Source organism: Pseudomonas sp. dw_358 (genome assembly GCF_018449655.1).
GTDB lineage: Bacteria > Pseudomonadota > Gammaproteobacteria > Pseudomonadales > Pseudomonadaceae > Aquipseudomonas.
Map to the genome: position 1 here is coordinate 213,587 of NZ_JAAVUX010000005.1, position 14,340 is coordinate 227,926.

The 14,340-nt window shown below is 62.8% G+C and carries 10 protein-coding genes; 5 read left to right on the forward strand and 5 right to left on the reverse strand.

Features of this window, described 5'->3' with window-relative positions; all coding sequences use genetic code 11:
• The first annotated feature begins 107 nt into the window (after positions 1 to 107).
• Positions 108 to 656, forward strand: a complete 549-nt coding sequence (locus HB675_RS10275) for a cupin domain-containing protein (RefSeq protein ID WP_213878192.1) — start codon at positions 108 to 110, stop codon at positions 654 to 656.
• Between the two features lie 119 nt (positions 657 to 775).
• Positions 776 to 2,701 carry an acetyl-CoA hydrolase/transferase C-terminal domain-containing protein gene (locus tag HB675_RS10280; protein WP_213878193.1) on the forward strand — a complete coding sequence of 642 codons (1,926 nt, stop codon included), beginning with the start codon at positions 776 to 778 and terminating at the stop codon, positions 2,699 to 2,701.
• Between the two features lie 23 nt (positions 2,702 to 2,724).
• On the opposite strand, the gene HB675_RS10285 is transcribed toward HB675_RS10280, so the two are convergent.
• Both HB675_RS10285 and rep read right to left on the reverse strand, forming a co-directional pair.
• On the reverse strand, positions 2,725 to 3,297 hold the full coding sequence (locus HB675_RS10285; protein WP_213878194.1) for a xanthine phosphoribosyltransferase: 573 nt from the start codon (positions 3,295 to 3,297) through the stop codon (positions 2,725 to 2,727).
• Between the two features lie 54 nt (positions 3,298 to 3,351).
• Positions 3,352 to 5,361, reverse strand: coding sequence for a DNA helicase Rep (gene rep, locus HB675_RS10290; RefSeq protein WP_213878318.1), 2,010 nt, complete (start codon positions 5,359 to 5,361; stop codon positions 3,352 to 3,354).
• 249 nt (positions 5,362 to 5,610) lie between these two features.
• Between rep and HB675_RS10295 the strand changes: the two genes are divergently transcribed.
• Positions 5,611 to 7,275: an EAL domain-containing protein gene (locus HB675_RS10295; RefSeq protein WP_213878195.1), complete on the forward strand. Its 1,665-nt coding sequence runs from the start codon at positions 5,611 to 5,613 to the stop codon at positions 7,273 to 7,275.
• On the opposite strand, the gene HB675_RS10300 is transcribed toward HB675_RS10295, so the two are convergent.
• Positions 7,199 to 8,635, reverse strand: a complete 1,437-nt coding sequence (locus tag HB675_RS10300) for a NorM family multidrug efflux MATE transporter (protein ID WP_213878196.1) — start codon at positions 8,633 to 8,635, stop codon at positions 7,199 to 7,201. The genes HB675_RS10295 and HB675_RS10300 overlap by 77 nt on opposite strands.
• A 128-nt stretch (positions 8,636 to 8,763) precedes the next feature.
• Between HB675_RS10300 and HB675_RS10305 the strand changes: the two genes are divergently transcribed.
• Complete coding sequence (locus HB675_RS10305) at positions 8,764 to 9,684, forward strand: LysR substrate-binding domain-containing protein (protein ID WP_213878197.1); 921 nt, start codon at positions 8,764 to 8,766, stop codon at positions 9,682 to 9,684.
• 161 nt (positions 9,685 to 9,845) lie between these two features.
• Positions 9,846 to 11,834, forward strand: a complete 1,989-nt coding sequence (locus HB675_RS10310) for a methyl-accepting chemotaxis protein (protein WP_213878198.1) — start codon at positions 9,846 to 9,848, stop codon at positions 11,832 to 11,834.
• Positions 11,835 to 11,937: 103 nt separating this feature from the next.
• Here the strand turns inward: HB675_RS10310 and HB675_RS10315 are convergent, their stop codons facing one another.
• The gene (locus HB675_RS10315; RefSeq protein ID WP_213878199.1) at positions 11,938 to 13,311 is read right to left on the reverse strand and encodes a VOC family protein; all 1,374 of its coding nucleotides are present in this window, start codon (positions 13,309 to 13,311) and stop codon (positions 11,938 to 11,940) included.
• Positions 13,312 to 13,417: 106 nt separating this feature from the next.
• A complete protein-coding gene (locus tag HB675_RS10320) occupies positions 13,418 to 14,326 on the reverse strand; it encodes a LysR substrate-binding domain-containing protein (protein ID WP_213878200.1) in 909 nt (302 codons plus the stop codon).
• Positions 14,327 to 14,340: the final 14 nt, after the last annotated feature.

The following is a 14,340-nucleotide window of genomic DNA, read 5'->3' on the forward strand; positions in this document are numbered from 1 at the left end:
GCCACCCTGCGGCATCCTGCCGAATTCGAAGTGTTGTAAATATTGAACGCTGTTGCCATGATAAACGTTCGATACGAATTCATATGAATGCCAAGAGGACTCCATCAGTGGACGTCGGTGAACGACTGCAAGCCATCCGCAAACTGAAGGGTTTGTCTCAGCGCGAGCTCGCCAAGCGTGCGGGTGTCACCAACAGCACGATTTCCATGATCGAGAAAAACAGTGTCAGTCCCTCGATCAGCTCGCTGCGCAAGGTCTTGGGCGGTATTCCGATGTCGATGGTGGAGTTCTTTTCCGAAGAGCTCGCTCCGGAAAACCCGACACAGATCGTCTACAAGGCCCACGAGCTGATCGACATTTCCGACGGTGCCGTGACCATGAAGCTGGTGGGCAAGGCGCACCCGAGCCGCGCCATTGCCTTCCTCAACGAGATCTACCCGCCAGGTGCCGACACCGGCGAAGAAATGCTGACCCATGAAGGCGAAGAGACCGGGATTCTGGTAGAAGGCCGCCTGGAACTGGTGGTCGGCCTGGAAACCTTCGTGCTGGAAGTGGGCGACAGCTATTACTTCGAAAGCTCCAAGCCCCACCGCTTCCGTAACCCCTACGAAGTCCCGGCCCGCCTGATCAGCGCCGCCACCCCGGCCAATTTCTGAGACGCGACCGCCCATCATCGGCGGGTTGGGAAACTTGCTGAAATAATCCTTTGGGCAGGGAGTGGAGTCATCGCTTGTACGGTCCTACGCTCACTGGACAGTTTTCAGGATGATTCCCGATGCCCCACACCTGCTCGATCGAACGTGCCGTCGATGAAGTGCTGGCGCGCCTGCCTGCCCATATCCATCTGGGCATGCCGCTGGGGCTGGGCAAGCCCAACCGTTTCGCCAATGCCTTGTACGCGAGGATCAAAGAGCTGCCCGAGCGCCAGCTGACGATCTACACCGCTTTGAGTCTGGGCCGGCCGGCCTTGGGTGACGGTTTGCAGAAGCGCTTTCTCGAACCCTTTGTGGAGCGGGTGTACGGCGACTATCTGGAGCTTGATTACCTGGCCGACCTGCGGGCCGACCGCCTCCCGGCGAATATCCGCGTGGAGCAATTCTTCATGCAGCCCGGCAACTTGCTGAGCAGTCACACGGCCCAGCAAAACTATGTCAGCAGCAACTACAGCCACGCCGCCCGGGACATCAACGCCAAGGGTCTGAACCTGGTGGCACAGCTGGTGGCCGAGGATGCCTCGCGGCCTGGCCTGTTGAGCCTGAGCTGCAACCCGGACATCACCCTGGACCTGCTACCGTTGCTGGCCGCGCGCCGTGCCTTGGGCGAGTCCATCCTCATGCTTGGCCAGGTTCACGGACAAATGCCGTACATGCCCGGCGACGCCGAGCTGGAGTGCGAGCAGTTCGACCTGCTGATCGACGAGCCCGAGCAGACCCGGCTGTTCTCCACGCCGAACATGCCGGTCAGCGTCCAGGATCACTTCATCGGCTTGCACGCCAGCACCCTGATCCGCGATGGCGGCACGCTGCAGATCGGCATTGGCTCCATGGGCGATGCCCTCAGTGCTGCGCTGCTGGCCCGCCAGGCCGATAACCAGGGCTATCAGGCGCTGCTGGACGAAATGGACCTGTTGCCCTGGCGCGAACTGATTGACAAGGAAGGCGGGACCCAGGCGTTCGCCACCGGTTTGTATGGCTGCAGCGAAATGCTCGTCAACGGCTTGTTAGTGCTGGCCGAAGCGGGGGTGATCCGGCGCAGGGTCTACGCCGACCTGGCCCTTCAGGTCCAAGCCAATGCGGGCCTGCTGGACGAGGCGGCGCGGGTCGATGGCGTATGCATTCACGGAGGCTTCTTTGTCGGCCCGCAAAGCTTCTACGACCGCCTCAACGAGCTGCCACTGGCCTCGCGCCAACCCTACAGCATGAGCGCCATCAGCTTCATCAACGAACTGTACGGTCAGGAGTCGCTCAAGCGCCTGCAACGGCGCGACGCACGTTTCGTCAACACGGTATTCAGCGTCACACTGCTGGGCGCGGCGGCGTCCGATCAACTGGAAGACGGCCGTGTGGTCAGTGGTGTCGGCGGTCAATACAATTTTGTCGTGCAAGGTCATGAATTGCAGGGCGCCCGCTCGCTGCTGATCCTGCGCAGCTGGCGCGAGGCGGCGGGCGCAGTGACGTCCAATATCCTCTGGGACTATGGCCATTGCACCATCCCCCGGCACCTGCGGGATATCGTGGTGACCGAATACGGAATCGCCGACCTGCGCGGCAAGACCGACGCCGAGGTGATCGAGGCCATGATCAATATCAGTGACTCACGCTTCCAGCACAGTCTGATCGCCGAGGCGCAACAGGCAGGCAAGTTGCCCAGGAATTTCCAGCTCGACCCGCGCTACGCCGACAACACCCCGCAGGTGCTCCAGGCCATTGCCCAGCGTCATCCCAAGCTGTTTCCTGAGTACCCGCTGGGCTGCGATTTCAGCAGCGAAGAGCGGGACTTGCTGCGGGCACTGAACTGGCTCAAGAGCAAATTCAAGCTCACCGAGCTGGTCGACCTCGGCAAGGCTGCCCTGGATGCGCCGCCGGCCGATCATTTCCCGGCGCATCTGCAGCGCATGGAACTGGGGCAGCCCAATGGGTTAAGGGAAGAGTTGTATCAGCGCTTGCTGCTGGCGGCGTTGCAGGCCACTCGCCCGGCTTGAGACCGCGCGGTCTGTATCGCGGCTTAGTCGACGAAGGTCACCTGCCCACCCACCAGCGACTTGACCCGCGCCAGCGACTCGACGTGATAACCCTGGGCATCCAGCTCGGCCCGGCCGCCCTGGAAGGATTTTTCGATGACGATGCCGATCCCGGCCACTGTCGCCCCGGCCTGCTTGATGATGGAGATCAGCGCCTGGGATGCTTTGCCGTTGGCCAGAAAATCATCAATGATCAACACCCGGTCGCTGCTGTTCAGATGCCGTGGCGAAACCGATACCGTGGTTTCGGTCTGCTTGGTGAAGGAATACACGCTGGCGGACAACAGGTTTTCCGTCAGCGTCAGCGATTGATGCTTGCGCGCGAAGATCACCGGGACGCCCAGCCGGAGCCCGGCCATCACCGCCGGGGCGATGCCGGAGGCTTCGATGGTGACGATCTTGGACACGCCGGAGTCGGCAAATAGCCGGGCGAATTCGTCGCCGATCTGCTGCATCAGCACCGGGTCGATCTGGTGGTTGAGAAAGGCATCGACCTTCAGTACCTGATCGGAAAGCACGATGCCTTCTTCGCGAATTTTCTTGTGCAGTGCTTCCACAACGGTTCCTCGGTCTGCCTGCAGGCAGAGCATTTTATTGATGTTGAATGTCAGTCAGCGCTTGAGCATGGCCCGAATGTCCGCCAGTGCGGTATTGCCACGCACGGCCTTGACCTCGACCGGTGTGTCGTCATTGCCCTCCCAGGCCAGGTCGTCCGGCGGCAGTTCGTCGAGAAAGCGGCTGGGTGAACAGTCGATGATCTCGCCGTACTGCTTGCGCTTGGCCGCGAAAGTGAACGCCAGCGTCTGCCGCGCGCGGGTAATGCCCACGTAGGCCAGCCGGCGTTCCTCTTCGATGGTATCGGCCTCGATGCTGGAGCGGTGGGGGAGAATCTCTTCCTCCATGCCCATGATGAACACGTAGGGAAACTCCAGTCCCTTGGACGCATGCAAGGTCATCATCTGCACGCCCTCGGCGCCGTCTTCCTCTTCCTGCTGGCGCTCAAGCATGTCCCGGAGCACCAGTTTACCGATGGCCTCCTCGATGGTCATGTTGCCCTCTTCATCTTTTTCGAGGGTGTTCTTCAGCGCATCGATCAGGAAGTTGACGTTGCCGATGCGGTAATCGGCGGCCTTGTCGCTGGAGCTGTTGGTGCGAATCCAATTGTCATAGTCAATGTCGGTGACCATCTCGCGCAGCGACATGATCGGGTCGTCGCCGGCGACCTTCTCTCGCACCTTGTCCATCCAGCGCTTGAAGCGCTGCAGACGTTCGGTGAAGCGGCTGTCCAGATGCTCGCCCAGCCCGATTTCGTCAGTGGCGGCATACATCGAGACCTTGCGTTCGGTCGCGTAGTTGCCGAGTTTTTCCAACGTGGTCGAGCCGATTTCCCGGCGCGGTACGTTGATCACCCGCAAGAAGGCGTTGTCGTCGTCGGGGTTCACCAGCAGGCGGAAGTACGCCATCAGGTCCTTCACTTCCTGGCGCCCGAAAAAGCTGTTGCCGCCGGACAGGCGATAAGGCACCTGGTGGTGCTGCAATTTCAGTTCGATCAGCTTGGCCTGGTAGTTGCCCCGGTAGAGGATGGCGAAATCGCTGTACGGTCGGTCGGTACGCAGGTGCAGGGTGAGGATCTCGATGGCCACGCGCTCTGCCTCGGCGTCCTCGTTCTTGCAGCGGATCACGCGGATCTCGTCGCCGTGGCCCATCTCGCTCCACAGCTGCTTTTCGAAGGCGTGGGGATTGTGGGAGATGAGCACATTGGCGCAGCGCAGGATGCGGCTGGTGGAGCGGTAGTTCTGCTCCAGCATCACCACTTTGAGGGACGGGTAGTCGTCCTTGAGCAGCATCAGGTTTTCCGGCCGCGCACCACGCCAGGCATAGATCGACTGGTCGTCGTCGCCCACCACGGTGAACTGGTTGCGGGTTCCGATCAGCAGCTTGACCAGCAGATACTGGCTGGCGTTGGTGTCCTGATACTCGTCCACCAGCAGGTAACGCACACGATTCTGCCATTTCTCCAGAATGTCGGGATGTTCCTGGAACAACTTCACCGGTTGCAGAATCAAATCGTCAAAGTCCACCGCGTTATACGCCTTGAGCGTCCGCTGGTAGTGGGTGTAAACAATGGCCGCCGTCTGTTCCTTGGGGTTGCGCGCATTCTCCAGCGCCTCCGGGGGGAGCACCAGGTCGTTCTTCCAGGCGCCGATCATGTTCTTGATCTCGTCCACGCCGTCGTCGCCGGAGTACTCCTTTTGCATGATGTCGGCCATCAGCGCTTTCACGTCGGTCTCGTCGAAGATCGAGAAACCGGGCTTGTAGCCCAGGCGCGTGTGCTCCTTGCGGATGATGTTCAGGCCCAGGTTGTGGAAGGTCGACACGGTCAGGCCGCGCCCTTCGCCAGCGCGCAACAGGGTGCCGACGCGTTCTTTCATCTCCCGCGCCGCCTTGTTGGTGAAGGTCATGGCTACGATGTATTGAGCGCGGATGCCGCAATTCTGGATCAGGTGCGCGATCTTGCGGGTGATCACGCTGGTCTTGCCGGAGCCGGCACCGGCGAGCACCAAAAGAGGGCCGCCGACGTAGTTCACGGCTTCTTGCTGCCGGGGGTTGAGTCGGGACATGGGGAGAACGGATTCGCTGGCGAAAAGGTCGCGCATTTTAACAGGGTCCACAGGTTCTGCCGCGACCGTCTGCCTATCGGAGTTTTGTCTGTAGCTTTATTGCCGCATTTGATACTTTTGCGCAGGATGTACCACTCGTTTGCGTGGTCTGATGGGATCCTGTTTCGATGCAATTGAATACTTCAGGTGGGCGCGCGCCGGTTGCCCGCGACCCTGCGGTGTAACGTGACGCTGTACCCAGGAGTTCTCGTGACCAAGCCTCCCGAGCCCATGCGCTTGCTATTGCTGGCCCCCCAGCCACACTGGGCAGCGGCGTTACAGCTGTGCGTGGCGGCTTTGGGCGGCCACCTCACGCTGGTCACCGAAACCACCTGGGAGGCCCTCAGCCAGCATGTGGACGATTCGCGCACCTGCCTGCTGCTGACCACCTTGGCCCTGCGTCCGAGCGCTTCGGTCTGTGCCCTGCCGGTGGTGTTGCTGCTGGATCAGGAACCGGCCCAGCTGCCCATCGATGTGAGTGATTGGCTGGTCAAGGAGGCGTTGACCACCGATACATTGCGGCGCTGCCTGCGCCACGTCCGCGAGCGCGCGGTCCTGGAAAACACTTTGTCGCGCCTTGCCGAGCAGGACCCGTTGACCGGCATCGCCAATCGCCAGGGTTTCCAGACGTTGCTCGCCGCTCGCCTGGATGAGCACGATGGCCTGGGAGTGGCGCTGGGCCACCTGGACCTTGACAACTTTCGCTACGCCAATGACGCCCTCGGCCATCAGGCCGGCGACCGACTTATCCTGCAGGTGGTGGGCCGCCTCAAGAGCCAGCTCGACAGCGGCGACAAGCTCGCTCGCCTGGGCAGCGATGAGTTCGCCCTGTTGATTGATACACGCAGTGATCCGGGTCGGGCCCTCGCGCTGGCCGAAGAGATCATCGAAGTCATGGCCGAGCCTTACTGGATCGACGGTGAAAGCCTGCTGATCGGCTGTAGCCTCGGCATTGCCCACGCCCGTTTGCGGGCAGGGGCCGACCCTTTGATGTGGCATGCCCATATCGCCATGCAGCAGGCCAAGAGCATCCAGGGCTGCACCTTTCACGTGTTCGACGAGCACCTCAACCGCGACGCTCGCAGCATGGCGGACCTGGAAGGTGAGCTGCGCCGGGCACTGCGCCGTGACGAGCTGGAACTGCATTACCAGCCGCGGCTGGACCTGCACAGCGGGCGCATTGTCGGTCTCGAGGCGCTGGTGCGTTGGCGCCACGCCGAGCGCGGCCTGCTGCCGCCCAGCGACTTCGTGCCGCTGGCCGAGCAGAGTGGGCTGATCGTGCCCTTGGGCTACTGGGTCATCTCCCGTGCCCTGCGAGACATGCAGGCCTTGCGCGAGCAGGGTATCGAGCCACTGCACATGGCGATCAACCTTTCATTCCGACAGTTTCATGACAGCCAGCTGCTGGCGACCCTGAGCCGTCTGATCATTGAGCGGGGCGTGGACGCGCGCTGGCTGGAGTTCGAGCTGACCGAAACGGCGGTCATGCGCCGCAATGAACTGGTCAAGCAGACCATGGATGCCCTCGGCCACCTGGGCGTACGTTTCTCCCTGGATGACTTCGGCACCGGTTTTTCTTCGTTCGTGCACCTGAACAACCTCCCGATCGCCTTGCTGAAGATCGACAAGAGCTTCGTCGGCGGCATGGAAACCCGTGAAGAAAACCGAAAGCTGGTGCACGCGATGGTCAACCTGGCGCACAACCTCAACCTGGAGGTGGTCGCCGAAGGTGTAGAGACCACCGCCCAGTTGGGCTTTCTGCGGGATTTTGGTTGCGATCAGATCCAGGGTTACCTGATCAGCAAACCTCTGCCTTTGGTCGAGCTGGTCGAGCACCTGCAGGCAGCACCGGGGCTTCAGGCGTTGCAGGCTTGAGTGCCTGCGCGACCAGCCGCTGGCGCATGCGCCATTCGAAGGCCAGCGTCAGGCTGACGGCCGCACAGGCCAGGCCCAGTGCCAACCCCCACCAGACGCCCACCGCACCGTAGCCGAACTCGAACGCCAGCAGCCAGGCCACGGGTGCGCCGATCAGCCAGTAGTTGACCAGCCCCATCAGAAAGGTGGTGCGTGCATCTTTCAGGCCGCGGATCGCCCCCATGGCGATGGTCTGCACACCATCGAACAGTTCGAACCAGGCAGCAATCGCCAGCAGGCTGACCGCCAGTTGGATGACCGGTGCGAATGCCGGGTCATTGGGGTCGAGAAACAAAGTGACCAGACGCTTGGCGCCGAGCCAGAACAGGACGGCAAAGCCACACATCGCCAGTGCCCCGAAGCCGATCCCCACCCGCCCGGTCAGCCGTGCGGCCTCCAGGCGGCCGGCGCCATAATGCTGGCCGATGCGCATGGTCACCGCATAGGACAGGCCGGCCGGCACCATGAAGGCCACCGAGACGATCTGCAGGGCAATCTGGTGGGCGGCCAACTGCGTGCTGCCCATGGTGCCCATGCACAACGCCGCGAAGGCGAACAGCCCGACCTCCACCGCATAGGTGCCGCCGATGGGCAGCCCAAGGCGCCACAACTCGCGCAAGGCCGGCAACGACAAATGCAGCACCCCACGACGGATCGAGTAACGAGCGTAGGCGGGGTGACGCCCGATGTGCCAGGCCAGCGCCAGCGCCATGGCATTGGCCACTACGGCAGTGACCAGGCCGATGCCCACCAGGCCCATCTTCGGTACGCCGAACAGCCCCTCGATGAAGATGTGGTTGAGGCCATAGTTCAGCGCGGTGCCCAGCAGGCTGATCACCATGATCGGGCTGCTGCGGCCGATGGCGCTGCTGAACCCGCGCAGGGCAAAGAAACTCAAGTAGCCGGGCAGGGCCAGCGGCAGCAGGGTGAGGAACTGGCTGGCGAATTCGACGTTCTCGGCCCGCTGGCCGAACAGCAGCAGGATCGGCGAGAGATTCCACAGCAGCAGGGCAGCCGCCAAGGCCATGATCCACGCCAGCCACAGCCCGGCCTGGGTCAGGCGTGTGGCGCCCAGCGTGTCGCCGGCGCCCTGGCGGATAGACACCAAGGTGCCCACGGCAGCCATCACACCGAGGCAGAAAATCGACACGAACGAGTAGCTGGCCGCGCCCAGCCCGCCCCCGGCCAGCGCTTGCGGGCTCAGCCGGGCCATCATCAGGGTGTCAGTCAACACCATCAGCATGTGCGCCAATTGCGAGGCAATCAGCGGCCCGGCCAACCGCAGCAGGGCGCGAAGTTCGATACGGGCAGGGGCGTGCATGGCGAAGGGCTCGATTCAAGAAGAACAGGAGCGGCGATTGTCGGGCTTGCGCGGCCCCGGCACAAAAGGATAAAACCGATGCCTCACATGAGTTTTAATCATGCTGGTGCGTCGCTCAGGAGAGCCCCATGCCTCGTCGTCTTCCGCCGCTATATGCCCTTCGCGCCTTCGAGGCGGCGGCCAGGCACAGTTCGTTCACCCGCGCCGCCGAAGAGCTCTCCATTACTCAAAGTGCGGTCAGCCGACACATCCGCACGTTGGAAGCGTATTTCGGATGCCGCCTGTTTCAGCGCAACGGTCGCAACCTGCAACTCACCGAGTCGGCGCGGACTTTGCTGCCGGGTGTGCGGGATGGCTTCAGCGCTCTGGAGCGGGCTTGTGACACCTTGGGCAGTGAAGATCACATCCTGCGCATGAAGGCGCCCTCCACCCTGACCATGCGCTGGCTGCTGGCCCGGCTCAGTCGCTTTCGGCATTTGCAGGAGGGTAATGAGGTGCAATTGACCAGCGCCTGGATGGAGATCGATCACGTCGACTTCAACCATGAGCCTTTTGACTGCGCGGTGCTCCTGGGCACCGGCAACTTTCCCCCGGACTGGCAAGTGATCGCCTTGTTCCCGGAATGGCTGGTGCCAGTGGGGTCGCCGCAACTGCTGACCGATGCGCCCTGGACCGTCGAGCAGCTGGCCGCCGCCGAACTCTTGCACCCGACCCCAGACCGCCGCGACTGGCGCACCTGGCTGACCCGCATGCAACTGGACGAACAGGTGTCGCTCAAGGGTGGGCAGGCGTTCGACACCCTCGAATTGGGGATGATTGCTGCCGCCCGGGGCTACGGCGTGGCCATCGGTGACTTGCTGATGGTGGCCGAAGACGTCGCCCAGGCGCGGCTCAGCCTTCCCTGGCCGACGGCCGTGGCCAGTGGCGAGGTATATTACCTGGTGTGGCCCAAGACCCGACCCGGTGGCGAACGTTTGCGACGGCTGGGGGAATTTCTTCAGGCCGAGGTGGCTGCCATGATATTGCCATCTGTTACCCTGTTGTCCTGAGTTCAGTTCGTCCGCAGGTTCCCTCGCTAAAGATCTGCTTTGCCCCGCCGACTTGTTAGGCACGGGGGCATCCTTGTACTCGCGTATTCCCCACCCGTTTTTCAATTGATCACAAAGCGTGTCCGGCGTGCCTGCGTCCCGCGTTTTGTCAGGAGACACCCATGCCTCAACCTCGCGCCCGGATTGCGACGCAACTCGGTATTGCCCTTGCCGTGATTCTCGCGCTGGTCATCAGCCTCAGCACAGCGTTCGCCCTGCGCTCGCTGGACACTGCCAGCCTGACCATCCGTGAAGAGCACATGCACAGCGAGGCTCGGTTGCTGGCCGAGCAACTCACCACCTTTCACAGCAGCCTGCGTGACAGCACTCAGCGACTCAGTGGCCTGTTCGAACGGCGGTTCTCTGCCGGCTTGAGCATGACCGCCGACAAGCCGATCACCGTCGGCAGCCTGCAGACGCCGACCTTGCAGTTGGGCGACGAGGTGCTGAACAACAACTTCGCCGAAGTCGATGACTTCCATAACCTCACCGCCGGCGTAGCGACCCTGTTCGTGCGCAGCGGCAATGACTTCGTGCGGGTCAGCACCTCGCTGACCAAGCAAGACGGCAGCCGCGCCATCGGCACCCTGCTCGATCATCAGCACCCGGCCTATCAGCGCCTGCTGGCCGGGCAAAACTATGTGGGCCGCGCGGTGCTGTTCGATCGTTCGTACATGACCCAGTACACCCCTGTCACCGACAAGAGTGGCCAGGTCATTGCGGTGCTGTTCGTCGGCTTCGACTATACCGATGCCCAGAACGCGCAGTTCGACAACCTGCGGCGCTTTCGCATCGGCCAGACCGGTTCGCTCGCCCTGCTCGATGAGCAAGGCAAGTGGCTGGTCGCGCCGGCTGGCGTGAAGAACGTCGAGAAAGCCGCCGGCCTGATCGCCGACCTGGCCAAAAAGCCCGGCAAAGGTGCGTTCTGGAGCGACACCGACGAAGACTTCTACAGTGTACCGATGCCCTTTGCCGGCGGCCCCTGGACCGTGGTAGCGAGCATGCCCAAGGCTGAAGTGCGCGCCGTCACATGGAGTGTGGGCACCCAGCTGACCATCGGCAGCCTGATCGCCATGCTGTTGGCCGTCGGCGCCGCGATCTGGCTGCTGCGCAGCAAACTGCGCCCGTTGGCCGACCTGGTGCGCCAGGCTGAAGCCTTGGGTGCCGGGGATCTGGATGCCCGCCTGCAGGTCTCCAGCAACGATGAGATTGGTCAGCTGGCCAGCAGCTTCAACCACATGGGCGAAGCCCTGGCCACCATGGTCTTGCACATCCGCTCGGCCGCGCAGCAGGTCAGCTCGCGCTCCGAAGAGCTGTCGACCCTGTCTGCCGGCGCCTATACCGGCATGGAAGCGCAGTCCGGGGAAATCACCAGTATGGCCGGTGCGGTCGAAGAGTTCAGCGCCACTTCGTTGAACATTGCCGACAACATGGGCGACACCCAGCGCATGGCCCAGGACAACGTCCAGCAGACCCGCATCGGCCGTAGTGCCATGACCGAGGCGTCCGACTCCCTCGAGCTGATCGCCGGCGCCCTGGGCAGCACCGCGACTGTGGTCAATACCCTGGGCCAGCGCTCCCAGGAGATCGGCGGGATTATCAGCGTGATCACCTCCATTGCCGACCAGACCAACCTGCTGGCGCTGAACGCGGCCATTGAAGCGGCCCGGGCCGGCGAACAGGGCCGGGGCTTTGCGGTGGTGGCCGATGAAGTGCGCAGCCTGGCGTCACGCACCCGCAGCGCCACTGACGAGATCTCGGTGATGATCAGCAGTATTCAGCAGGAAACCAGCAATGCCATTGCCACCATGGAGCAAGGCAATGCCCTGATGAAAGAAGGCCTGGCGCGCAATGCCAAAGTCGCGGCGGCGCTGGAACAGATCGACGAGCAAAGCCGCTCGGCGGGCCAGCAGTTCTCGGCCATCAATACCGCCACCCAGGAGCAGAGCAGCACCGCTACCTTGCTCAGCAGCAACCTGCAGAGCATTGCCATGGCCAACAGCGAACAGCGCGAGGTGGTGTCCCACCTGGCCGTTACCGCCCGGGAAATGGAAGGCCTGGCGGCCGAGCTGCGTGAAGAAGTGGACCGGTTTCGGGTGCGTAACGGCTGATAGACCGGGTCGCCTCCATCGAGGCCCAAGCTTGCTGCCAGTCTCGGCGTGTGAGGTTCACACTGTGGGAGCAGGGCTTGCCCGCGATGGGTGCGACCCGGTCTCAGGCCAACACCGCCAGCCCCAACCGCACCGCACACTGCTCCAACGAGCGCCGCTCGGTCTCGGCATACAGCGCCAAATCATCCAGCACCTGGGCCCCCAGCGCCGCTTCGAAATCCACGCGGTTTGACTGCCCTTCATAGCCGATCTGGGTGCTGTCCCCCAGGTTGGACTGGAAGATCCCCGCCGCGCTCACCGGCAAGAAATCCTCATACACCAACGGTTCGCAGCGTACATGCCCGGCCCCGAGCAGCTCGGCTAATGAGCCTTGCACAGAAGCCGGCGCATCGTCGCTGACGAAATAGCGAAAGTACGCCAGCCCTTGCTCGCGCATCTGGGCCAGATCGTCAGGAAACGCACTGAAGTGCGCGCTCAGCAATTGCATGTACTGCTCGGCATTGCCCTCGGCCGGTACCCCCGACAAGGCCTCGCGAGAAGTGTCCAGCAGCCGGTCATAGAGCGCCCGGCCCTTGGGCGTCAGCGCCGCGCCACGCTGCTCTATTTCACCAAAGCGCGCCGTGTGGCGGCCCTGGCCGTCGGTGAAGGCGACGTTTTCCTGCAAGGCCTTGAAGCTGGTCTGGCGCAGCAGGATTGGCTGCCGACGCGGTGGTGGGCCCTCGATCACTGCCTTGGGAGTAATGCCCTTGGCGGGCATGAGCGCCTGCACCTGATCTATGTCCAAGGTCCGTGGTGTCAGGTGATTGATGTGCGGGCCCTTGAATGCCACTACGTCGGCGATCAGTCGATGCTGGTCATGTAGCTGTTGGTATTGCTCGGCGCTGACAGTGGCGTGGTGATGCCAGCGGAAGGTTTCCAGGGCCTGCTGGATAAAGTCCTCGGCGTCGTCGTCGCTCAACCCGCCCTGGCTTTCGAAGCGCTCGATCAGCATTCGAGCCTGAGGTGTGAAGATGTCGCGCCGGCTCAGCAGCGAGGCGGCCAGCTCGCGCAGCGCCACATCTTCGATCAGCTCCAGGCGCAGCAGCGAAGTGAATACCCGAAACGGGCTGACCTGCAGCGAGGTTTCGTGCACCGCCCGAAACGCCGTGGAATGCACCGGCACCCCGGCGGTGGTCAGGTCGTAATAGCCCACCGGCTGCATGCCCATGACCGCGAACAGCCGGCGCAGGGTGGCCAGCTCTTCGGCAGTGCCCACCCGAATGGCGCCATGACGTTCCTGATCGAGCCGCTGGATTTCACCGGTGCGACGCAGGGATTCGGCCAGGGCCGGCGAGGCGTTCATCACCACTTGGTTGACCTCCTCCACCAGAGCCAGCAAGGCGCCATACAACGGCACCTCCTGTTTGTACATGGCGGACATGGCGCCAGAGAACCGGGCGCGGATCAAGTCGGGGCTGGTGAAGGTCGGCGTGGGCATTGAGGGCTCCATGGGAGAAGACTGCGCAAGCCCATCGCGGGCTGCGCGCGCTCTTGCATGAAACGGTTGGTGGCCCTTGTGGCGCAAGCGAAAAAAAGTCGAAGTATCATTCCGTTTTTTCCTGCACAGGCGGCAATTGCTCGCGAATCCAGCTCACCAGATGCCGAATCTTCGGCACTTCGGCGGCGTGTTCGGCGTGGGCCATGTAGTGCGAGCCCTTGCTGGCCATGGCGTGGGGCCAGGCCACCACCAGGCTGCCCCGGGCCAGCTCCGGCTCGGCCAGATAGCGCGGGACCAGGGCCACCCCGCAGCCGGAAGCCGCTGCGCTCAGGCACATGAAAAAGCTGTCGAAGCGCGGGCCCTGGTAGCTATTGGGCGATTGCAGCTGCTGTTCGAGAAACCACTCGTGCCAGGCTTCCGGCCGCGACGTGCTTTGTACCAACACTTGATCCCCGAGTTGCCCGGCGCTCTGCAAGCCGCCCGCAGGCAGCAGGTCGGGGGCGCAGACCGGCACCAGTTCTTCGCCGAACAGCTCGATGCAGGTCGCGCCCGGCCAGGTGCCCTGGCCAAAGAAAAACACCACGTCCGCCTTGGCCTGTAACAGCGCGTACGGTTCCAGTTCGTTGCGAATATCGAGCTGGATGTTCGGGTGGCGTTTGCCGAAGCCCTTGAGGTGATGGATCAGCCAACTCACCCCGAAGCTGGGCTGGGTGGCTACAGTCAACACTTGGGTTTCTTCACCGTAGGTCAGAATGTACCGGCTGGACATGTCGACCTGGGTCAGGATCTTGTTGACCTCGGCCAGGTACAGCGCCCCCGCCGGAGTCAGCTGCAAGCGCCGGCGGATGCGCAGGAACAGGTGGTGGCGCAGCATGTCTTCCAGTTGGGCCACCTGCTTGCTGACCGCACTCTGGGTCAAGTGCAGCTCTTCGGCGGCGCGGGTAAAGCTCAGGTGGCGCGCCGCCGCTTCGAAGCACTGCAGCGCGGCCATGGAAGGAACCAGACGTTTGGACATGAAGGACAAGGCTC